General features: G+C 56.4%; 17 protein-coding genes. 3 read left to right on the top strand and 14 right to left on the bottom strand.

Features of this window, described 5'->3' with window-relative positions; genetic code table 11:
• Positions 1–2 precede the first annotated feature (2 nt).
• From pdeR to ACXIZX_RS09665, 5 genes are all read right to left on the bottom strand, one after another.
• Complete coding sequence (gene pdeR / locus ACXIZX_RS09685; RefSeq protein ID WP_008106502.1) at positions 3–1,988, bottom strand: cyclic di-GMP phosphodiesterase; 1,986 nt, start codon at positions 1,986–1,988, stop codon at positions 3–5.
• Positions 1,989–2,144: 156 nt separating this feature from the next.
• On the bottom strand, positions 2,145–2,441 hold the full coding sequence (locus tag ACXIZX_RS09680; protein ID WP_154156294.1) for a YbdD/YjiX family protein: 297 nt from the start codon (positions 2,439–2,441) through the stop codon (positions 2,145–2,147).
• Positions 2,434–4,500: a carbon starvation CstA family protein gene (locus tag ACXIZX_RS09675; protein ID WP_154156292.1), complete on the bottom strand. Its 2,067-nt coding sequence runs from the start codon at positions 4,498–4,500 to the stop codon at positions 2,434–2,436. Before ACXIZX_RS09675 ends, ACXIZX_RS09680 begins: the two co-directional genes overlap by 8 nt.
• 184 nt (positions 4,501–4,684) lie before the next feature.
• A complete protein-coding gene (locus ACXIZX_RS09670) occupies positions 4,685–6,619 on the bottom strand; it encodes an exoribonuclease II (protein WP_479404062.1) in 1,935 nt (644 codons plus the stop codon).
• Positions 6,620–6,743: 124 nt separating this feature from the next.
• Positions 6,744–9,050 carry an FdhF/YdeP family oxidoreductase gene (locus tag ACXIZX_RS09665; RefSeq protein WP_179450711.1) on the bottom strand — a complete coding sequence of 769 codons (2,307 nt, stop codon included), beginning with the start codon at positions 9,048–9,050 and terminating at the stop codon, positions 6,744–6,746.
• A gap of 243 nt (positions 9,051–9,293) precedes the next feature.
• On the opposite strand from ACXIZX_RS09665, the gene ACXIZX_RS09660 reads away from it, so the two are divergent.
• Both ACXIZX_RS09660 and ACXIZX_RS09655 read left to right on the top strand, forming a co-directional pair.
• Positions 9,294–10,883 (top strand): PTS transporter subunit EIIC, encoded by a 1,590-nt coding sequence (locus ACXIZX_RS09660; protein WP_061718793.1) that lies wholly within the window; start codon positions 9,294–9,296, stop codon positions 10,881–10,883.
• 80 nt (positions 10,884–10,963) lie between these two features.
• On the top strand, positions 10,964–11,860 hold the full coding sequence (locus ACXIZX_RS09655) for a LysR family transcriptional regulator (protein WP_479404061.1): 897 nt from the start codon (positions 10,964–10,966) through the stop codon (positions 11,858–11,860).
• Here ACXIZX_RS09655 and ACXIZX_RS09650 read toward each other — a convergent pair.
• From ACXIZX_RS09650 to pspF, 9 genes are all read right to left on the bottom strand, one after another.
• Complete coding sequence (locus tag ACXIZX_RS09650; RefSeq protein ID WP_479404060.1) at positions 11,857–12,978, bottom strand: CMD domain-containing protein; 1,122 nt, start codon at positions 12,976–12,978, stop codon at positions 11,857–11,859. The genes ACXIZX_RS09655 and ACXIZX_RS09650 overlap by 4 nt on opposite strands.
• A 198-nt stretch (positions 12,979–13,176) precedes the next feature.
• The gene (gene fabI / locus ACXIZX_RS09645) at positions 13,177–13,965 is read right to left on the bottom strand and encodes an enoyl-ACP reductase FabI (protein WP_007892455.1); all 789 of its coding nucleotides are present in this window, start codon (positions 13,963–13,965) and stop codon (positions 13,177–13,179) included.
• A gap of 128 nt (positions 13,966–14,093) precedes the next feature.
• On the bottom strand, positions 14,094–14,897 hold the full coding sequence (gene sapF, locus ACXIZX_RS09640) for a putrescine export ABC transporter ATP-binding protein SapF (RefSeq protein ID WP_179450717.1): 804 nt from the start codon (positions 14,895–14,897) through the stop codon (positions 14,094–14,096).
• 2 nt (positions 14,898–14,899) lie between these two features.
• Positions 14,900–15,895, bottom strand: a complete 996-nt coding sequence (sapD, locus tag ACXIZX_RS09635; RefSeq protein ID WP_479404059.1) for a putrescine export ABC transporter ATP-binding protein SapD — start codon at positions 15,893–15,895, stop codon at positions 14,900–14,902.
• Positions 15,895–16,785, bottom strand: coding sequence for a putrescine export ABC transporter permease SapC (sapC, locus tag ACXIZX_RS09630; RefSeq protein WP_008106482.1), 891 nt, complete (start codon positions 16,783–16,785; stop codon positions 15,895–15,897). Before sapC ends, sapD begins: the two co-directional genes overlap by 1 nt.
• The gene (sapB, locus tag ACXIZX_RS09625) at positions 16,772–17,737 is read right to left on the bottom strand and encodes a putrescine export ABC transporter permease SapB (protein WP_008106480.1); all 966 of its coding nucleotides are present in this window, start codon (positions 17,735–17,737) and stop codon (positions 16,772–16,774) included. Before sapB ends, sapC begins: the two co-directional genes overlap by 14 nt.
• 2 nt (positions 17,738–17,739) lie before the next feature.
• Complete coding sequence (gene sapA, locus ACXIZX_RS09620; protein WP_479404058.1) at positions 17,740–19,362, bottom strand: ABC transporter substrate-binding protein SapA; 1,623 nt, start codon at positions 19,360–19,362, stop codon at positions 17,740–17,742.
• A gap of 152 nt (positions 19,363–19,514) precedes the next feature.
• A complete protein-coding gene (locus ACXIZX_RS09615) occupies positions 19,515–19,691 on the bottom strand; it encodes a hypothetical protein (protein ID WP_154156280.1) in 177 nt (58 codons plus the stop codon).
• 136 nt (positions 19,692–19,827) lie between these two features.
• Complete coding sequence (gene pspF / locus ACXIZX_RS09610) at positions 19,828–20,826, bottom strand: phage shock protein operon transcriptional activator (RefSeq protein WP_479404057.1); 999 nt, start codon at positions 20,824–20,826, stop codon at positions 19,828–19,830.
• A gap of 164 nt (positions 20,827–20,990) precedes the next feature.
• On the opposite strand from pspF, the gene pspA reads away from it, so the two are divergent.
• A complete protein-coding gene (gene pspA / locus ACXIZX_RS09605; protein ID WP_008106471.1) occupies positions 20,991–21,656 on the top strand; it encodes a phage shock protein PspA in 666 nt (221 codons plus the stop codon).
• The last annotated feature ends 49 nt before the right edge of the window (positions 21,657–21,705 follow it).

Raw genomic sequence — 21,705 nt, 5'->3', positions numbered from 1 at the left:
CGTTAGACGCGGGCAGGATGCTTAGCCAGCCAATGCCCGAGCTCTTCTGCGGGCATTGGTTTTGCATAATAATAACCCTGACGCCCATCGACACCATTGGCCATAACAAACTTTTCTTCGGCTTTAGTTTCAATGCCTTCGGCAATCACCTGCAGCTTCAAGGCTTTGGCAACGGCGACAATCGCACGGACCAGCGACTGCGCAACAGGTTGCTTATTGATATTACGCACAAAACTCTGATCCAGTTTAATGGCGTCAATAGGAACGCGCGCCAACTGGGAAAGCGAGGAGTAACCGGTACCAAAATCATCAAGATGTACTTGCGCACCCAGTTCCTGAAACTGCTTCATCAGCATCAGTGCGCCAGCTTCATTCTCAATCAAACAGCTTTCCGTCAGTTCGATATCAATCGGACAGTCGGTCAAACCGGCTTCATTCAGCGCATGTTTCAGGTCGGTATAAATACTCTGGTCAATCAGCTGTTTAGCCGAGACGTTCACCGCGACGCGCAGATAGATGCCTTCGCTGCGCCACTTGATGATCTGCTGCAACACATTCAGCATCACCCAGCGGCCCAAAGGCACAATCAAACCGGACTCTTCGGCATACGAAATAAAGTCGCCCGGCGGCACCAAACCACGCTCCGGGGAATTCCAGCGCACCAGCGCTTCGGCGCTCAGCACATCACCTTCGGCATTGAGTTTCGGCTGGTAATGCACCACCAGATGATCCAGTTCGAGCGCTTTGCGCAGGTTGGTATCGAGCCACAGATACTCAAACACGCGCTGATTCATCTCGTTAGCGAACACACAGAACTTGCCGCGACCGTTCTCTTTGGCGTGATACATCGCGGTATCGGCGTTACGAATCAGGCTTTCACGATCTTCGCCATGCAGCGGGGCGAGGGCGATACCAATCGAGCAGCCGCTGTAGACTTCAATCAATCCAATGCGGAACGGCTGGCGCAGCCGCTCAAGGATGCGCGATGCCATCGCTTCCAGCGCCGCCTGGCTGGTGTGTTCCGCCAGCACCACAAACTCATCGCCGCCAAGGCGCGCCAGCGTCTGGTCTTTGCCAAGGCAGCTGAGGATGGCCAACGACACCGCTTGCAGCAGCTGATCGCCAAACATATGGCCGTAAGCGTCGTTCACCTTCTTAAAATTGTCTAAATCGAGGTAAACCACACCGGTTTGACTGCCATTTGCCAGCTCCAGTGCCAGACTAATCTGCTGATGGATCGCGTTGCGATTGGGCAAGCCGGTCACGGTATCGGTATTGGCCAGCACGCGCAGGCGTTCCTGAGCGCGGCGCTCTTCAGTTATGTCGGTTCCGGAACAGATGAGGAAAATTTCATTTTTTCCGCTACCGCTGTGAACGAACTTATTACGAAACAGAAACAGTCGCTGACCTTTACGGGTTTTAATCCAGCGTTCAACTTCGTAAGAACTGCCTTCACGGAAGAATCCGGCGATATTGCGGCGTGATGCCTGCGCTTCCTGCTTGGTCATAAACAGCTGGAAAACGTTGCGGCCAATCACTTCCTGCTCCTTCAGCCCGGTGTACTCTTCACTCAAACGATTGAAACGCTGAATATTGCCGCGCTGATCGAGAATCACGATCACTGAGTTCGCCTCAGAAACCACTTGTTCTGCGAAGGATAAACCCAGTGTCAAATCACGCGCGACAGCCGAGGTATCGCCCCAGGCTGAAGAGGTGCCTGCCCAGGTCGATTGATTGACTTTACGGCCGACAAAATGCATCGGAACGGGTTCGCCGTGCAGCGACAGCGTGAGGTTAATACTTGAGGTAATGACCGTCATCGCACGCAATAAACTGGCTTGTGCGGGAGTCAGCGGAACCGCCATATTAGTGTTCGCGTTCTCATCTTCGGCAAAATGCAGAGCATCACTATCTGAAGTTAAACGCCAATGAGGGCTGGTGGTGCCAAACAAGGTGTATAGCAATGTTTGCCCTTGTTCATCGGTCATGGAAACTTCCTCCGGGGGAATGCTCAGCGGGCGGTATCTCATTATTTTAGCAACAGTATTCAACCTCCTGCGCCAGCACAAGATGCAATCCAAATATATTTTTGTTTTTATTAAAGAATGGCACGAAAAAGCCCCGACAAGCGGGGCTGTTCCTGGTTAGCAAGGACACTTACCCAGTTTTCCGGCCTGGCTGGGAAAGCGGGCATCGAGGCAGTGACGGTGAAAAGCGCGTTCATCCATGGGGGCGATAGTTGGATGATGTTCGCGCATATGCTTCAGATAAGTTTGATAGTCATGAACGCCGACCATTAAACGAAAACTTTGCTGTAATCCCTGCCAGATGCGCTGCCAGCGCGTAAGATTTTGCCCAGCCGCAGCGGGTGCGATTGGTAAGCACTGCTGAATCTGCCACGCACCGGTGGGTTTTCTCCAGTGATAAATGGACTCAGACATTTCGCACCTCTTTACGCAGTGAGATCTCGGATTCATGGGTAGTCGGCACGCTGCTGTTGAGCGCCCGACGAATCACAAAGAAGGCAGAAACCAGCATGGTCACCGCCACCAGCATGAAGAAGGCGCACAGGGCCGCGTTAATTTGATTGCTGAAGACGATAGTTTGCATGTCAGCGACGGTTTTAGCCGGGGCGATGACGATGCCGTCATCAATACCTTTGCGGAACTTGTTGGCCTGCGCGAGGAAACCAATCGATGGCTTCTCGTGGAAAATCTTCTGCCAGCCAGCAGTCATCGAGGTAATAAACAGCCAGGCGGTCGGCACAATCGTCACCCACGCATAACGCTGCTTCTTCATTTTGAACAGCACCACGGTGCCGAGAATCAGCGCCATCGACGCCAGCATCTGGTTGCCGATACCAAACAGCGGCCACAGCGTGTTAATGCCGCCGAGCGGATCGACTACGCCCTGATAAACGAAGAAGCCCCAGCCCGCCACCGCAACGGTGGTTCCCGCCATGTTGCCCAACCATGAACGGTTATTCGCCATCGATGGCACCACGGTGCCCACCAAATCCTGCACCATAAAGCGGCAGGCGCGGGTACCGGCGTCCACAGCGGTGAGGATAAACAGCGCTTCAAACAGGATGGCAAAGTGATACCAGAACGCCATCATGGCGCGGCTGTTAAACACTTCGGTGATGATGTGCGCCATGCCGACCGCAAAGGTGGGTGCGCCACCGGCACGGGAAAGAATGGTGCTTTCGCCGACGTCACGCGCAATGCCGCTCAGCATCTCTGGCGTCACCACGAAGCCCCAGCCGTTAATCACTTGCGAAGCACTTTCCACCGTGGTGCCAATCAGCGCGGCGGGTGAGTTCATGGCAAAGTAGACGCCCGGATCAAGCACCGAGGCGCAAATCAGCGCCATGATCGCCACGAAGGATTCCATCAGCATCGCGCCGTAGCCGATAAAGCGGATATGGCTTTCGCGCTCCACCAGTTTTGGTGTGGTACCGCTCGAAACCAACGCATGGAAACCTGAAATGGCGCCACAAGCGATAGTGATAAACAGGAACGGGAACAGCGCGCCGGAGAAGACCGGCCCGGTGCCATCAATAAATTTGGTTACCGCAGGCATTTTCATCTCGGGCATGGCAAACACGATGCCGATGGCCAAACCAATGATCACGCCGATTTTCAGGAAGGTGGAGAGATAATCGCGCGGCGCCAGCAGCAGCCACACCGGCAGCGAAGAGGCGACAAAGCCGTAGATCACCAGCACCCACGTCAGCTCCGTGCCTTTCAGCGTGAACAGCGGGCCCCAATAGGGATCGGCCGCCACGTTACCGCCGTAAATAATCGCCGCCATCATCAGCACGAAGCCAATGATCGACACTTCCGCGATTTTGCCCGGACGCAGGAAACGCATATACACGCCCATAAACAGCGCAATCGGAATGGTCGCGGCGATGGTGAACAAGCCCCACGGACTGTTGGCCAGCGCCTTCACCACCACCAAGGCCAGTGCGGAGAGGATGATGATCATCACGCCCAGCGCGCCGAGCATGGTGACAACGCCAGCGAATGAACCGAGTTCCTGGCGGGCCATCTCACCGAGCGAGCGGCCGTCACGGCGCGTAGAGATAAACAGAATCAGGAAATCTTGCACCGCTCCGGCAAACATCACGCCAACCAGAATCCAGATGGTGCCAGGCAGGAAGCCCATTTGCGCCGCGAGGATCGGGCCGACCAGCGGGCCCGCGCCGGCAATCGCCGCAAAATGGTGGCCGAACAGCACCCATTTATTGGTGGGCACATAATCAAGGCCGTCACTTAAGCGCTCCGCCGGCGTGCGACGGCGATCGTCCAGTTCGAAGATGCGCTTAGCGATAAACAGGCTGTAAAAGCGATAGGCAATGCTGTAGCAGGCGACGGAGGCAATCACCAGCCAGACCGCGTTGACGTGTTCGCCACGGCTGAGGGCCAGCATGGCAAATGCGCCCGCGCCAATTAACGCCACCGCTAACCAGATGAGACTGGTTTTGACGTTGTTCATGAGTTAACTCCTTGTAGGGACCGGGAAAAGAGGCGATCGAATACAACAAGTTAAAAGTAATGTAATGAATTGTTAACGACAGGCAGAGGCGTTAGAAATGTGAAGCGGAATGCAAATTTAACATTTGCTAAAGCGGGCGGAGAGAAATGCGGGATAACGGCTGTTATCCCGCCAGTTTTCATGCTCAGGCGGCCGGACGTGCGACCACGCTGCGGGTTTCCATACGCACTTCGGCGATGGTCACGTCGATGATGTCCGTCACACGGTAAGCAACTTCACCTTTAACCTGCACGGTGCCGCTTTCCTGCGAGCACACCAGTTCATCACGCACCGCGTGGATGAACGGCGCAGGAATAAAGGCCACCGCGCCATTCTCCTGCAGACGCACGCGCATGCCGCCGCGAGAGACATCGATGATCTCGGCGCTGAACTTGCGATCGGTGCCGGCAAACGGCGAGAGGAAGCGTGCGTACAACCAGTCTCCGACATCGCGCTCTGCCATGCGGTTCAGGCGACGACGTTCGCTCATGATGGTCGTCAGCTCATCCTGCGGACGAGCGGTGCTTTCGCCGCGCACAATCGCTTTCAACAAGCGATGGTTGATCATGTCGCCAAACTTACGAATCGGCGAAGTCCAGGTCGCGTACGCGTCGAGGCCAAGACCAAAGTGCGGGCCCGGTTCGGTGCCGACTTCGGCAAACGACTGGAAGCGACGAATGCGGCTGTCGAGATATTGGGTTGGCTGCGCATCAAGTTCACGACGCAGCTGGCGGAAGCCTTCCAGCGTGGTAATTGCCTGCGGATCCACGGTGATGCCATGACCCGCCAGCACGCCTGCGGCCTGCTCAGCGTTGGCTAGATCGAAACCGGTATGCAGGTTGTAGATACCGAAGCCCAGCTTCTCCTGCAGCACTTTCGCGGCACAGACGTTAGCCAGAATCATCGACTCTTCCACGATGCGGTTAGCGATGCGGCGTGGCTCAGAGATGATATCCAGCACTTCGCCTTTCTCGCCCAACACAAAGCGATAGTCCGGACGATCTTTAAACACCAGCGCGTGGGTTTGACGCCACTCGCTGCGCGCCAGGCAAACCTGGTGCAACAGGCGAATCTGCTGGGCGATGGCGTCGTTCTCTGGCTGCCAGCTGCCGCTGTTTTCCAGCCAATCAGAAACCTGGTCATAAACCAGTTTGGCTTTCGACTCGATCCACGCGGCAAAGAAATGCACGTCATCAGCCAGGCTGCCATCTTTCAATACGGTGACGCGGCACGCCAGCGCTGGACGACGTTCGTTCGGACGCAGAGAACAGACGTCGTCAGAGAGTTCGCGCGGCAGCATCGGGATGTTAAAGCCCGGCAGATAGTTGGTGAACGCGCGTTTTGACGCCAGCTTATCCAGCTCGCTGCCTTCCGCCACGTAAGCGGTCGGATCGGCGATGGCGATGGTCAGGATCAGATTGCCGTCGGCAGCTTCTTCCACGTACAGCGCATCATCCATATCCTGGGTGCTGGCGCTGTCGATGGTAACGAAGTTCAGCGCGGTCAGATCTTCACGCTGCAGATTTTCGTCGAGCATCTCACCAAAACCGACGTCCGGAGCCTGACGCTCGAGGTTATGGCGCGACAACGTTACCCACCACGGCGCGAGGTGATCGTCCGCGGTGACAATGAATTCGGTCAGTTCGGCATAGAAACCGCGATCGCCTTTCAGCGGGTGACGACGCATCTCTGCCACCGCCCAATCGCCGGTCTGGAAATCGTGGGTCACGCCACGTTCGGCGCGGCACTGAATCGCATCTTTCAGCAGCGGATGATCCGGCACAATTGACAGACGATCGTCTTTCTTCTGCACGCGGCCGACAAAGCGGGTCAGGAACGGCTCAACCAGGGTTTCCGGCTCGGCACTCTCGCGGTCTTTATCGGTGTGGATCACGGCAGAAATACGGTCGCCGTGCATCACTTTCTTCATCTGCGGTGGCGGAATGAAGTAGCTTTTCTGGGCATCAACTTCGAGGAAGCCAAAGCCTTTTTCCGTACCTTTAACAACACCTTCGACGCGCGGAGTCTGCGCGTGAAGCTTCTCTTTAAGCTGCGCGAGCAGCGGATTATCCTGGAACATAATTTATATAGTTTCGTGGCCTAAGAGCGGCTGACAGTTTTACGCGAATCGGGTCCGCGCGGCAAGGCCAAAACAGGCTAAAAAGCCGCTTTACGCGGCTTTTTACCTTCTGATAACGCTTTGGTCAGGCGATGCGTTGTGACGCTACGGCGGCGGTTAATGCCAGCTTCACCGGCACCGATTTTGAGGTCGGCGTGCCGCTGCCGTCGCCAAAACTGGAGAGCGGCACCAGCGGGTTGGTTTCCGGATAATAAGCCGCAAGGTTGCCGCGCGGAATGTTATACGGCACCAGTTTGAAACCGCTGACGCGACGGGTTAAGCCGTCATTCCACAGCGTCTCGATATCCACCAACTGGCCTTCAGCGAAGCCCAGCGACGCCATATCATCCGGATGGATAAACACCACTTCACGCTGACCGTACACGCCGCGATAACGGTCATCGAGGCCGTAAATCGTGGTGTTGTACTGATCGTGTGAACGCAGGGTTTGCAGGGTGAACGGCACTGCGACATCACCTAACTGCGGGAACAGTGAAGTCGGTAGGGCGGCAGCGCTGAACTCGGCACGTTTGGTTGGCGTATTGAAGCGCAGCTCAGCGGCTGCGCTACCGAGGTAGAAACCACCCGGAATGTCGCATTTGTTATTGAAATCAGCAAAGCCGGGAATGGTGGCGGCGATGTGATCGCGAATCAGATCGTAATTGCCTGCCATCGCCAGCCAGTCGATTTTATCGCTGCCTAAGGTTGCATGGGCGATGCCGGCCACAATCGCGGTTTCAGAACGCTGCGTTTCCGCCAGTGGAATGCCGACACCTTCTGAGGCGTGCACCATGCTGAACGAGTCTTCAACAGTGATGTACTGATTGCCGCTTGCCTGGCGATCGCGTTCGGTACGGCCCAGCGTCGGCAGAATCAATCCTTCATGGCCCGGCACCAAATGGCTGCGGTTGAGTTTGGTGCTGATGTGCACGGTCAAACCGCAATGCTGCAACGCTTCTTCGGTGACCGGTGAATCCGGTGCGGCCGCCGCAAGGTTGCCGCCCAGCGCGATCAGCACTTTCACTTCGTCACGCAGCATCGCGTTCAACGCTTCAACGGTGTTGTGGCCATGCTCGCGCGGTGGTTCGAAATCAAAGTGCGCGCCGAGGGCATCGAGGAACGGCTTGCCCGGTTTCTCATCAATGCCCATGGTGCGGTTGCCCTGCACGTTACTGTGGCCGCGCACCGGACACAGGCCTGCGCCTTTCTTGCCCAACTGACCAAACAGCAGCTGCAGGTTGGTGATCTCGCGAACGGTATCCACCGAGTGTTTATGCTGCGTGATACCCATCGCCCAGGTAACAATCACGCGTTCGGCACTTTGATAAATCGCCGCCGCTTCACGGATCTGAACTTCGCTCAGACCGGATTGGCGCACGATATCATCCCAGCGGGTGTTATCCACCGCAGCGAGATAGTCATCTACACCATGCGTATTCGCATCAATAAACGCCTGATCGAAAATGCCTTTCTCACCGGCTGCCAAACGTGCACGCTGTAGCTCGAGCAGGGCTTTTACCATACCGCGCACCGCCGCCATATCGCCGCCCAGATTAGGCTGGTAATAGGCAGAACTAATGGTACCCGCCATCGACGTGACAATTTCCAGCGGCTTTTGCGGATCGGCAAAACGCTCAAGGCCGCGTTCGCGCAGCGTGTTAAAGGTGACAATCTTCGCACCGTGATCGGCGGCGTGGCGCAGGCTGTGCAGCATGCGCGGATGGTTGGTGCCCGGATTCTGACCCAGCACGAAAATCGCGTCGGCGTGATCAAAATCGTCCAGACGAATAGTGCCTTTACCCACGCCGATGCTGCGCTTCAGGCCGGTGCCGCTGGCTTCGTGACACATGTTGGAGCAGTCGGGGAAGTTGTTGGTGCCCATCACGCGGCCAAACAGCTGATAAAGCCAGGAAGCTTCATTACTGGCGCGGCCGGAGGTGTAAAGCTCCATTTGGTTCGGATGATCCATCGCCTGCAGATGGCGAGCAATCAAGGCTAGCGCATCGTCCCAGCTGATCGGTTCGTAGTGGTCGGTAGCGCTGTTGTAGCGCATTGGATGGGTTAAGCGTCCCTGATACTCAAGGAAGTAATCGCTCTGCTGGTAAAGGGTGCTGACGCTATGCTGAGCAAAAAATTCTGGCTCAACCACACGACGCGTGGCTTCCCACGTCACCGCTTTTGCCCCGTTTTCACAAAAGCTAAAGGTGCTTTTGTTGTCATCGCCCCAGGCGCAACCTGGGCAGTCGAAACCGCGTGCTTTGTTCATGCGCATCAGGTTACGCATATTTTTCAGGGCAGCTTTACTATCAAGGACGAAACGGGTGGTGGCTTCCAATGAACCCCAGCCGCCCGCAGCAGCGCGATAGGGTTGAATCTTACGTTTAAATTTCATAGTTGCAGGCTTATTTGTTTATGAGTTGTTATCAGAATATGTCTTCTGTTAGCGGGAAGTGTGCGACTCTCCTTAAAAGTTGTCTAATTGATTGGTTTAATGGTGCGATAGGCGGCGTTTATCGTGAACTAGCCGTAAAGCGTGACCTAGGTCAAACTTTCCCGGATGTTCAGGGGCGGCGGTTACGTGCTGCTGAGATAACTGGCTAATAATTGCTCTTTCCATTCTGAAAAGGGCACGCGCATGAAGAATCTGGCAAGCCAAATTCACGCCTTCGGTAAAGCCTTAATGATGCCCATCTCGGTGATCGCTGCCGCAGGGATCTTTCTTGGTCTGGCCGCCGCCATGCAAAACCCGGCGATTACCGGTGATGCCTTCGCCAATCTGCAGGTGCCGCAATTGATCATCGGATTTATTCGTAAAGTGGCGGGCGCGCTGTTCGCCAATCTGCCGCTGTTCTTTGCGGTGGCCAGCGCCATCGGGCTGGCGAAAGCGGAGAAACCCACCGCCGCCTTTGCCGCCGTGATTGGCTATATCGCCATGAACGTCGGTATCAGCTCTACACTGGCGTCGAAAGGATTGACGGCCGCCACCACCACGCCCGAAGCGCTGCAGAAAGCGGGCATGGACCAAACCGCCGCGATGATGACGTCCGCCGAATACATCGACATGCTCGGCATCTTTACCTACAACATGAGCGTGCTGGGCGGCGTGATTGCCGGATTGATTACGGTGGTGCTGCACAACCGCTTTTACACCCAGCAACTGCCGACGGCGATCAGCTTCTTTGGCGGACGCCGCTTTGTGCCGATCGTTACCGTGGTGGTGCTGCCGCTGGTGGGCGTGCTGCTGGCGTTGATTTGGCCGACTATCGGCGAAGGCATCGCGTGGGTGGGTTTGATGATTGGTAAAAGCGGGCAATACGGCGCCTTCCTGCTCGGCACCAGTGAACGTCTGCTGATTCCCACCGGTTTACATCACATCCTCAACGAAACCGTGCGCTTCACGCCGATTGGCGGCATGGCAACGGTGGATGGGCAAAGCATTGTCGGCGCGCTCAACATCTTCAACACCTCGCTGACGCATCCCGGCGCCATCCCGGACGATACGGTGCGCGGTGCCACGCAGTTCCTCGCGCAGGGCAAAATTCCGGTAATGATGTTTGGCTTACCGGCCGCCGCGCTGGCGATTTACCACACCGCGCGCCCCGAACATAAGCAGCGCGTCAAAGCGCTGGTGCTGGCCGGTGCGCTGACCTCCTTTACCACCGGCATCACCGAACCGCTGGAGTTCTGTTTCATCTTCGTTTCGCCGGTGCTGTATATCCTGCATGCGCTGTTAACCGGCCTGTCATTTATGTTGATGTCGATGCTGCATTTGATGATTGGTAACGTGCAGGGCGGCGCGATCGATCTGGTGGTGTTTGGCATTCTCGGCGGCAGTAAAACGCATTGGTGGTGGACGATTGTCCTCGGCGTGATTTATGTGCCGATTTACTACTACGGTTTCCGCTTTGTGATTACGCGAATGCGAGTAGAAACGCCGGGGCGCGAATCCGATGAGGAGCACAAGCCCGAACAGGTTGCGGCGGATGAGCGCACCAAAGTGATCATCAGCGGGCTGGGCGGTGAAGCCAATATAGAGGACGTCGATTGCTGTTTCACCCGGCTGCGCGTGCGGGTTAAACAGATGAATGAAGTGGTTGATCAAACGTTACTCACCACCGGCGCGAACGGCATCAATCGCGTCAGCGAACACGACGTGCAGGTGATTTACGGCCCGCAGGTCGAAAAGATCGCCAACGACGTAAAAAGTGCCTTGGGCGTGGCGTAACGCAATGGTCGCTGCGCGTGGGCTCAGCGCAGCGGCAACCGCCATGATACACTGCCGTTTTCCAGCCAATTCTGCTTTCCATGGACATCAAACAACTCATCTATCTTTGTAATCTGGAACGCGAGCGCCACTTTGGCCGTGCGGCAGAAGCCAGCTTTGTCAGCCAGCCGACGCTATCGATGCGTCTGAAAAACCTTGAGCGCGAATTAGGGCTGTCGCTGATCAATCGCAGTAATAATTTCGATGGCTTCACACCGGAAGGCGAGCGCGTGCTGACCTGGGCGCGGGAAATTGTCTCGGTGTATCAGGGATTAAAGCTGGAAGTGGAGTCGCTCAAGCATGGTGTCAACGGTACGTTGCGGCTTGGCGTCATGCCGCAATGCAGCGTGGCGCTGCCCGCATTGTTGAAAGCGGTGGAAGCGCGTTATCCGCAGCTCGACTATCGCGTTGCCGCGATGAGCGCCGATCAGCTGCTGGAAGCGCTCAACAGCCATACGGTTGATGGCGGTATCGGCTTCTTTGAACTGACGTCATTGCGCGAGCTGCATTTCCAGACTGCGCTATTGAAAGATCCGGGCGTCGAAGCGCTGTTTAATCCGGCGCATTTCCCGGCGCTGCTGGAGCAAGAGAGCATTTCGCTCACCACACTAGCCAGCCAGCCGCTGTGTCTGGCGGAACCGACACGCTATTTTCGTCGCTATCTTGATGGGCAACTGCGTGAAACCGGCTTGATACCGCGCGTGATTGTTGAGAGCGCGTCGATTATGCAACTGCTGCAAAGTGCGCAGGTTGGCCTCGGCGTGATGGTGTCGCCCTGCGGGCATCTGTTGCCGGAGCTGATGCAGAATCTGGCGCGGCGGCCGATTGAAATTGCGCCGATGGGCAGGCAGGCGGCGTTAGTGATTGCCGAGCCGGGCAGAGCATCGCCGCTGGCTCAGCATTTCTTTGATGAAGCGCGGCGGCATCTTCCCGATTAACGGGTTTCGCCGAGCGCCATCAGCACGCGATCCTGCCAGCTGGCGAAAGCCACCGCTTGTAACAAGGTGAAGATGCGTTCGCTGCCCCAGCCGGCATTCAACAGTGGCTGCAGATGCGCAGCGCTGAAGCGGTCGGGCAGGCGAGTGAGCTGGGCGCTGAGTAAAATCACCGGCGAAGCTGCGGCAGCGCCTTCGACATCCTGCAACAGCGCGGCTCGCCATTCATCAGAAACACGATGAAACTGACGTCGACAACCCAGCACCCGCGCGCTGACCGCCTGCGCCAGCGCTTCATCCTCGGCAAAATGTTCACTCAGCCGCTGCTTCAGAGTGGCAAAGCCATACAGCGCTTGCGCATCGTGCACCAGCAGCCAAATGGCATCATCCAATCCCTCAATGCCCTGACAGAAGGTGACCGCCGCCAGCTGATCGGCGCTGGCGTAGCGCAGTTCAACCGGTTTCAGTGCATGCTGCCAGCCGTCGTTGCGTGTGAACAGCTCTGCGCTGGCATCCGGCGGCGGTGAAACGCCCGGAATCCAGCGCACCGGCAAGCCCATCATCGCCTGCAGCGCGGCCACCACGCGCGACTGATAGCTGACATATCCCACCAGTTGATTCAGCGTGACAATATCCGGTTCGGTTAAGCCCACCGCGTCCAGCGCGCTGATGCTGTGGGCGTTGATCAGTTCCGGCTGCATCGCCAGTTGACGCGCATATTGGGTGATTTGCGTCAGACGATTATTACTTTCGCGAGACGAGTCCGGGCCGGGCAACGGATTGAGCCGGGCGGAGTAGTGATTGCACAGGCGCTGCACGCCGGCGACCTGCGCTACCGTCAGCGCGGTGCTGAGGCGATCGTACAGCGTTAAGGTGTGGGTCAAACTGGTGGCAAGCGTATCGGGAAACAGAATCTGGCTGAGATCGCGCGCGGCCAATAACGCAGGCTGAAAACGCGACAGCAGCGGCTGTAGCGCGGTCGCTTCCTGTTGCAAACCGAGTAAGAAACGATCGTCGATATAGGCGGCTTCGGGCACCAGCGGCGCAGTGGCGGTGCTATTCGGGCGAGTCTGGCTTTCATAAAACCAGTGGTCATGGCCGGGAGAACGGCGTTGTTCCATGGTCATTCCTTGCGCTAAAAACGGACTTGCTGCATAGCGTGCGAATCTGAAAAGCAGGCATGCAACAAAGGGCTAGCTTATCGTCGCTGAACGGCCGTCCGCGGCAAAAGAATGATGGGGAATAATTAATAGCTTACGAGTATAAGGGGGGATTTTTTTGAAAGAGAGGTCGCCATGAATGGCGACCCTACGTAAATCTTATTTCAGTTCCAGCTCGTTCATTGCGGCAATGCTGAAGCCGCCATCAACGTGTACCACTTCACCAGTGATACCACCCGCCAGATCAGAGCACAGGAATGCCGCTGAGTTACCCACGTCTTCGATGGTAACGGTACGACGAATCGGGGTAACCGCTTCGCAGTGTGCCAGCATCTTACGGAAATCTTTGATGCCTGATGCAGCCAGCGTACGGATTGGACCGGCAGAAACGGCGTTAACACGCGTGCCCTCTGGACCCATTGCGTTCGCCATGTAGCGCACGTTAGCTTCCAGAGAGGCTTTCGCCAGACCCATCACGTTGTAGTTCGGGATGGCGCGCTCTGCACCCAGGTAAGACAAGGTCAGCAGGGCAGAATTCGGGTTCAGCATCGCACGGCACTCTTTCGCCATCGCCACAAAGCTGTACGCGCTGATGTCGTGAGCGATTTTGAAGCCTTCACGGGTAACGGCATTCACGTAGTCGCCATCCAGCTGATCGCCAGGTGCGAAACCGATGGAGTGAACGAAACCGTCAAATTTCGGCCAGGTTTTTGCCAGTTCGGTGAACAGCGCAGTGATGCTCTCGTCTTCAGCCACATCGCATGGCAGAACAATGTCTGAACCCAGATCTTTAGCAAACTCTTCCACACGACTTTTCAGTTTGTCGTTCTGGTAGGTGAAAGCCAGTTCTGCGCCCTGTTTGTGCATCGCCTGCGCAATACCGTAGGCGATTGAGAGTTTACTGGCAACGCCAGTAATCAGAATGCGCTTACCGGAAAGAAAACCCATAGCTGTAATCCTTTTGGTCATTGTTGTTGGCGGTCGCGATGGTTGAAAATTAGGCGACCGACGTTAATCTCGTGCGAAGTCTAGCACGTCTGTATAAATGCGGTAAATCGCACCGCGTTTTCCGCGCCTTAACGCTCGCGGCGCCAGGCTTCGGCGGTTAAGGCTTCACCAAAGTGGCTGGTGATCAGGCGTTTGGTGAGATCGTGCAGCGGCGAGGCCAGGACATCGGCGGTGCCGCCGCGCTCAACCACTTCGCCCTGATGCATCACCAGCACCTGATCGCTGATGTGCTTCATCATGCCGAGATGCTGCGTGACATAAATATAGGCGATGCCGTGCTTCTCCTGCAGTTCCAGCATCAGGTTCACCAACTGCGAACGCATGGTCATATCCAGCGAGGCGAGGGCTTCATCGGCGACGATCACTTTCGGCTGCAGAATCAGCGCACGCGCCAGCGCCAGACGCTGCTTCTGGCCGGGCGCCAGCATGTGCGGATAGTATCCGGCGTGATCGCGCAATAAGCCGACCTGACGCAGCGTGGCAATAATGCGTTTTTCGCGCGCTACATCATCCAACTCGGTATTCAGGCGCAGCGGGAAATCGAGAATCTGGCTGATGCGCTGACGCGGATTGAGCGAGGTTGAAGGATCCTGAAAAATCATGCGAATGCGCTGGCTGCGATAGCCGTAATCACCGTACTCCAGCGGATGATCGTCAATCAGCATTTCGCCCTCGCTCGGCTCGACCATGCCGCTCAGCATCTTCGCCAGCGTCGATTTCCCCGAACCGTTTTCACCAATCACCGCCAGCGTCTGTTTCTCACGCAGGGTAAAACTGACGCCTTTCACCGCCTCAACGTGCTGACGACGAAACAGGCCGGTGCGATAGCGGTAGGTTTTACTCAGGTTGCGCACTTCCAGCAGCGTTTCCATGTTTACTGGCTCTCCATATTCAGCGGGAAGTGGCAGGCAAACAGATGCGCTTTGTTGCCGGTCAGGCGCGGCGTTTCGATGCACTTACGTTGCGCATACGGGCAACGCGGCCCCAAACGACAGCCAATCGGCAGATGTTCGAGCGAAGGAATCGCGCCAGACAGCGTGTTCAGGCGGCTTTTGTGCGGCAGCGCGCTACCGAAATCGGGCATCGCACGGATCAACGCCTGAGTGTAAGGATGATGCGGCGACTCCATCAAATCTTCGCTTTGTGCACTTTCCACCGTCTGACCGCAATACATCACATTGATGCGGTCGGCCCAGTGGCTCATGGTGCGCAGATCGTGGCTGATCAGCAAAATAGTGGTGTTGTTATTCTGGTTGAGGCGACTCAGCAGACGGAAAATCTGCGCCTGCGTGGTCGGCTCCATCGCATTGGTCGGTTCATCGGCAATCAGCAAACGCGGCTGATTGGCCAGCGCGATGGCGATCATCACTTTCTGGCATTCGCCGTCGGTGAGTTCGTACGGGAAACTGCGCATGATGTCTTTATGATCTTTGATACCGACGCGGTGCAGCAGCTCAATGGCGCGCACTTTGCGCCAGAACCACAGCCGTTTAAACCAGCGGCCTTTATGCGTCCAGCGCGGAATCGCCTGCATCAACTGGCGACCGATACTTTCCGACGGATCAAGACAGGATTGCGGCTCCTGGAAAATCATCGACACGTTATAACCGACAATCCGACGGCGTTCGCGCGGTGACAGGCGCAGCAGATCGATATCGTCGAACACCATGCGATCGGCGGTGACGCGCCAGTTGTCTTTGGTGACGCCGCAGATCGCTTTGGCAATCAGACTTTTGCCTGAACCTGATTCACCTACTAAACCACGGATTTCACCTTCGGTGAGCGTCAGGTTGATGCGATCAACCGCTTTGACCGGACCATCAGCGGTCATAAATTCGATGGTCAGGTTACGGATATCCAGTAGCGGCATTATTCAACTCCCGCTTCTACTGCGCGGCGAATGCCGTCGCCCAGCAGGTTAACGATCAATACGCTGACCATCAGCGCCACGCCCGGTAGCATCACCGTCCAGGGCGCAACGTAGATCAGCTCCAGCGCGTCACCGAGCATCGCACCCCATTCGGGTGAGGGCAGCTGCGCGCCAAGATCGAGGAAACCGAGTGCGGCGATGTCGAGAATTGCCATCGACAGCGAGCGGGTAAATTCGCTCACCAGCAGCGGCAGCACGTTAGGCAGCACCGCATTCCACAAAATATTCAGGTTGCGCGCGCCATCAAGACGCAGCGCCACCACATACTCTTTTTCCATCTCATCATGCACAGCAGTATAGATCTCGCGCACCAGACGTGGGATCAGCGCCAGAAACACCGCCAGCATCGCGTGTTCCAGACGCGGGCCGAGAAACGCCACCACGATAATTGCCAGCAGCAGCGAGGGAATCGACAGTAAGGTATCCAGCACGTGATTCATTACCGCCGAGCGCACGCCGTGCGTGATACCGGCAAACACACCAAGCACCAGCGCGCAAATCGCCGCCAGCACCGTCACCAGAATCGCCGAGCCGACGGTCGGCGCTACGCCGCTCAGCAGGCGGCTCAGCACATCGCGACCTAAATCGTCGGTGCCGAGGAAGAAGGAGACATCGCCATAGCGTGACCACGACGGCGGCAGCAGCTGATAACCGAGGAATTGCTGATCGATGCCATACGGCGCCAGCAAGCCGCCAAACAGGCACAGGAACAGCAGCAGGCCAAAGCCGTACAAGCCGACCATGCCGCTGGTATCGCGGTACAAGCGCTGCCAGCTGCGACGCAGCGTGCTGGGCAGCCGCTTTTCGTCGTAGACATTATCTAAGGGCATACCATTCCTTATGTTTCAGCGGGTTAAGTGCCGCACCGAGAATATCGGACAACACGCTGACCAGAATCACCAGACCGCCCACCACCATCACGCCAGCGGAAATCGCCGCGTAATCCTGCTGGCGAATGGCGTTAATCAACCAGCGGCCAATTCCCGGCCAGTTGAACACCACTTCGGTGATCATCGCCAACGTCAACATGGTGGAAAATTGCAGGCCAAGGCGCGGAATCACCGGCGGCAGCGCGTTGTGCAGCACGTGGCGGCGGATCACCGTGAAGCGTGACAGCCCGCGTGTGGCGGCGGCTTTAACGTAGTTCTTGTCCATCACATCGCTGGTGCTGCTGCGCAGCAAGCGAATCATCTCGGTAGCGGGCGCAACTGCTAAAACTACGACCGGCAGAATCATGTGCGTCAAGGCGCTGATCAGCATTTCATGCCGCCAAGGTGACGGGCTTAGCCAGGCATCAATTAATGCAAAGCCGGTAACGTTTTGCACCGGATAGAGCAGGTCGAAACGCCCGGAAACCGGCAACCAGCCAAGCGTTAATGAGAAGAACAGCGTGAACAGCAGCGCCAGCCAAAACACCGGCATCGAGAAGCCGAGCAACGCCAGCGCGCTGATGGCTTTATCCTGCCATTTTTTGCGCATCACGCCGGCGCAAATTCCCAGCGGAATGCCCACCAGCAGCGCCAGAATAAACGCCATCACGCACAGCTCCAGCGTGGCGGGGAACACTTCGCGCAGCTGAAGATCAATCGGCTGGCCGTTGGTGCTGGAGACGCCGAAATCAAACTGCAGTAATCCTTTAAACCAGAACCACCACGCATCAAACAGCGACGCGCCTTCGAGCGGGGCGTTTGGCGTGAAGTAGCTCAGGCTAAAGCTCACCAGCGACAGCAAAAACAGGGTGATCAGCAGCAGCACCACGCGACGCAGAATATAGATAATCATGCCTACTCCTCGCTGCTCTCATCGCGGTAAACGCCGGCGAACGAGGCGTTACCAAACGGGCTCAACACCAAACCTTTAATGTCATGCCGATAGGCCTGCAAACGCAGCGACGAGGCCAGCGGCAGCACCGGCAACTCTTGCGCCAAAATCTGCTGCGCCTTGTCGTAGCTATCAATGCGCGCCGACAGCTGCTGGGACAATAGCGCGTGCTGCAACGCCTCATCAAAGGCGGGCGAGCACCAGTGTGCGTAGTTGGTCTGCGAACGGATCGCCGCGCAGCTTAATAGTGGGCGGAAGAAACTGTCGGGATCGTTACTGTCGGTCGCCCAGCCGGTAAGCGTGAGATCGTGATTCATCTCCATTAACTGCGCTTCCTGGAAGCGGCCTTCCACCGGCGCGATGGTGACGCGCACGCCAATCTGCGCCAAATCCGCCTGCAACAGCTCGGCGGTTTTCAGCGGGCTGGGATTCCACGACTGTGAGGAAGAGGGCACCACTAAACGTAAATGCAGATTTTCCAGCCCCAGCGCTTTCAACTCTTCACGCGCTTTGGCCGGGTTGTATTCGGTGACGCGCGCATCGTTGTCATAAGCCCATGACGCACGCGGCAGAATCGAGGCGGCAGTTTCGGCGGTGCCGTAATAGATCGACTCCATCAGGCGTTCGTTATTGATCGCTAGCGCCAGCGCGTGGCGAACTTCCGGGCGATCGAGCGGCGGCTTGCGGGTGTTGAACGCCAGATAGGCGATGTTCATGCCGGGACGCAGCGTCATGCGCAGACGCGGATCGTCGCGCAAAATGCTCAACTGGCTGGCGGCAGGATAGGCCAGCACATCGCATTCGCCGGTCAGCAGTTTGGACAAACGTCCGGTGCCGCCAACGCCCAAATCAATCACCACCTGCTGCAGACGCGGCACGCCATTCCAGTATTGTGGATTGCGCGCGAGGCGCAGATATTGTCCGGTGCGGTATTCGCTCAGTTGGAACGGGCCGGTGCCGACCGGTTCGCGATCCAGCTGTTCCTGCTGGCCTTTGGCGCTGAGATTATTGGCGTACTCCTGCGACAGAATCGGCGCGTAATGCGTCGCGATGTGCCACAGGAATGAGGCGTCCGGGCTGTTAAGGCGGATTTCAACCGTATCGCTATCGAGCTTTTTCACGCTCTGCACTGAATCGGCAAACTGCAGGCTGTCAAAATAGGGATAGCTGCCGCCGTTGACGTTATGCCACGGATGTTTGCGATCAAACATGCGCGCAAAGCTGAACACCACATCATCGGCGTTCATTTTACGCGTCGGTTTAAACCAGTTGGTGTGCTGGAAGGCGACATCTTTGCGCAGGTGGAAACGGTAGGTTGCGCCGTTATCCCGCACTTCCCAGCTCTGGGCGAGGTCGGGAATCAATCGATAAGTATAAGGATCCACGTCCAGCAGCCGGTCATACAGCTGCGCCGCCAGCGTATCGACGACTAAGCCGCTGCTGACCATTTGTGGGTTGAAGGTATTAACCGTGCCGTTAACGCAATAGACAAAGCCGCTGTTGCGGATGTTGTCCGTTGGCGCGGCCCACGCTGACGCGCTCATCATGCTGAGACCAAGCAGCAGAGAGGGGAATAATTTTGGCATAGAACTCAACGATTCTGAGGCAATAGCGTGAGTGTATCTTAAACGTCACGTACTCCCCAAATTCGCGACATTTCTGCTGAGTTTTTCGCCAAAATGGCGATGGGGTAATCACAATCTCTGTGTGGAAATGAGAAAAATTCTCAATTAGGGGTTTACAGATGATAATAAGAATGATTATTATTCTTCTGCGCTTCGACGGTGGCTCTACCGAAGAAGAGCACGACATTGCTCACATTGCTTCCAGTATTAGTTGCCCGCGTCTCGCGGGCTTTTTTTTGTGTGACGTTTTTCCCGTCATCTTTTACGCCGCTGCTGCGTTGGCTGCGCACGCTAACCCCGGTCACATACTGATGTATGCTCCCGGGGATTATCGCACTTGCCGCCTTGCATCAGCGTAAAAGCTTTTGGGAAAAGCGCCACACACCTGTGCGATAAAACGTAGGGTCGCCATTTATGGCGACCTGGCTAATCCTCGTCTCGCGCTTGAATCCCGTGCTTTTTCATCATGGCGCGTAATTGGTGATAGGTAACACGCAACAGTTCGGCGGCGCGGCGCTGGTTGTATTTGGCTTGATGCAAACTCGCTTCTACTAACTCGCGTTCCTGCTGATTTTGCCACTGACGTAAATCTAGCGGCAGGGAAGGCAAAGCAGATGAGGCAGGTTCGGCTGTGACGTCGGCGGGCGGAGTGCGTGGTGCAAACGGGTTAATGATGATGTTATCCAGCTCCTCGTCGGCGCTGTGGTGGCGATAGACCGAACGCTCGACCACGTTCTTTAGCTCGCGCACGTTGCCGGGCCAGCTGTGATTCAGCAGTGTCAGCTGGGCGCGATCGCTGAAGCCTGGGAACAGCGGCAAGCCCAACTCGCGGCACATCTGAATAGCGAAATGGTTGGCCATCACCAATATGTCGCTGCGGCGTTCACGCAGCGGCGGCAGCTGCACCACATCAAAGGCGAGGCGATCGAGCAGGTCGGCGCGGAATTTTCCGGCGGCGGCAAGCGCGGGCAGATCTTCATTGGTGGCGCACACCAGCCGCACATTGACCTGCAAAGATTGATTGCCGCCCACGCGCTCAAGCTGGCCATATTCAATCACGCGCAGCAATTTCTCCTGCACCAGCATCGGTGCGGTGGCGAGTTCATCGAGAAACAGCGTGCCGCCATCGGCGCGTTCGAAGCGTCCCAGATGGCGTTTTTGCGCCCCGGTAAACGCGCCGGCCTCATGACCGAACAGTTCGGAATCAAGCAGGTTTTCATTCAGCGCGGCGCAGTTCAGCGAAACAAACGGACCTTCCCAACGGTTCGACAGATAATGCAGGCGGCTGGCGATCAGCTCTTTCCCTGTCCCGCGTTCGCCAATCACCAGCACCGGTTTTTCCAGCGGTGCCAGGCGCGAAACCTGTTCCAGTACTTCCAGAAAGTTATTCGATTCACCCAAAAGGTTGTCAGAACTATTCGCCATGATGAAATTCGCCACTGATTAATCAATTTCACTACCTTAAGGGATGTTCTGGCGGATGTAAAATAAACAAATGGTATAAAATCAATGAATTAAAAGTTGGCACGCGAATTGTATTAGTGATGAGCGCCTCGCGCACCTACACACAAAATTTGAGGAACATCATTATGGGTATTTTTTCTCGTTTCGCCGACATCGTGAACGCTAACATCAACTCTCTGCTGGAGCGCGCCGAAGATCCGCAGAAACTGGTACGCCTGATGATTCAGGAAATGGAAGACACGCTGGTAGAAGTCCGTTCAACCTCAGCCCGCGCGCTGGCCGAAAAGAAACAGCTGCTGCGCCGCAGCGAGCAGGCTGAAATTCAGCAGGCCGAATGGCAGGAAAAAGCGGAGCTGGCAATCAACAAAGGTAAAGAAGATCTGGCGCGTGCTGCTTTAATTGAGAAGCAGAAGCTGACTGATTTGATTGCTGCACTGCAGCAGGAATCTACCCAGGTTGAAGAGACGCTGGACCGCATGAAAGGCGAGATTGGTGAGCTGGAGAAAAAACTCACTGAAACCCGTGCACGTCAGCAAGCGTTAACGCTGCGTCATCAGGCGGCATCGTCATCACGTGATGTGCGTCGTCAGCTCGACAGCGGCAAGATTGATGATGCAATGGCACGTTTCGAATCCTTTGAACGTCGCATCGATCACATGGAAGCGGAAGCAGAAAGCCAGCGTTTTGGTAAGCCAAAAGGTCTGGATCAGGAGTTCGCCGAGCTGAAAGCCGATGATGAAATCAGCCAGCAGCTGGCCGCGCTGAAAGCCAAAATGAATCGCCCTGAGTGATCGCCACGGGCCTGATTGCGGGCCCGAGTTAAAAATGGTGTTAGTGATT

The organism is Candidatus Pantoea symbiotica (assembly GCF_056491525.1).
Note: the sequence above shows the minus strand (reverse complement) of the source record. Positions and strands in the feature narration are given on the sequence as shown.

Bases quoted from the DNA above. Each gene is read 5' to 3' on its own strand.
- pdeR (WP_008106502.1), bottom strand. From the start codon at position 1,988: ATGACCGATGAACAAGGGCAAACATTGCTATACACCTTGTTTGGCACC.
- ACXIZX_RS09680 (WP_154156294.1), bottom strand. From the start codon at position 2,441: ATGTCTGAGTCCATTTATCACTGGAGAAAACCCACCGGTGCGTGGCAG.
- ACXIZX_RS09675 (WP_154156292.1), bottom strand. From the start codon at position 4,500: ATGAACAACGTCAAAACCAGTCTCATCTGGTTAGCGGTGGCGTTAATT.
- ACXIZX_RS09670 (WP_479404062.1), bottom strand. From the start codon at position 6,619: ATGTTCCAGGATAATCCGCTGCTCGCGCAGCTTAAAGAGAAGCTTCAC.
- ACXIZX_RS09665 (WP_179450711.1), bottom strand. From the start codon at position 9,050: ATGAAATTTAAACGTAAGATTCAACCCTATCGCGCTGCTGCGGGCGGC.
- ACXIZX_RS09660 (WP_061718793.1), top strand. From the start codon at position 9,294: ATGAAGAATCTGGCAAGCCAAATTCACGCCTTCGGTAAAGCCTTAATG.
- ACXIZX_RS09655 (WP_479404061.1), top strand. From the start codon at position 10,964: ATGGACATCAAACAACTCATCTATCTTTGTAATCTGGAACGCGAGCGC.
- ACXIZX_RS09650 (WP_479404060.1), bottom strand. From the start codon at position 12,978: ATGGAACAACGCCGTTCTCCCGGCCATGACCACTGGTTTTATGAAAGC.
- fabI (WP_007892455.1), bottom strand. From the start codon at position 13,965: ATGGGTTTTCTTTCCGGTAAGCGCATTCTGATTACTGGCGTTGCCAGT.
- sapF (WP_179450717.1), bottom strand. From the start codon at position 14,897: ATGGAAACGCTGCTGGAAGTGCGCAACCTGAGTAAAACCTACCGCTAT.
- sapD (WP_479404059.1), bottom strand. From the start codon at position 15,895: ATGCCGCTACTGGATATCCGTAACCTGACCATCGAATTTATGACCGCT.
- sapC (WP_008106482.1), bottom strand. From the start codon at position 16,785: ATGCCCTTAGATAATGTCTACGACGAAAAGCGGCTGCCCAGCACGCTG.
- sapB (WP_008106480.1), bottom strand. From the start codon at position 17,737: ATGATTATCTATATTCTGCGTCGCGTGGTGCTGCTGCTGATCACCCTG.
- sapA (WP_479404058.1), bottom strand. From the start codon at position 19,362: ATGCCAAAATTATTCCCCTCTCTGCTGCTTGGTCTCAGCATGATGAGC.
- pspF (WP_479404057.1), bottom strand. From the start codon at position 20,826: ATGGCGAATAGTTCTGACAACCTTTTGGGTGAATCGAATAACTTTCTG.
- pspA (WP_008106471.1), top strand. From the start codon at position 20,991: ATGGGTATTTTTTCTCGTTTCGCCGACATCGTGAACGCTAACATCAAC.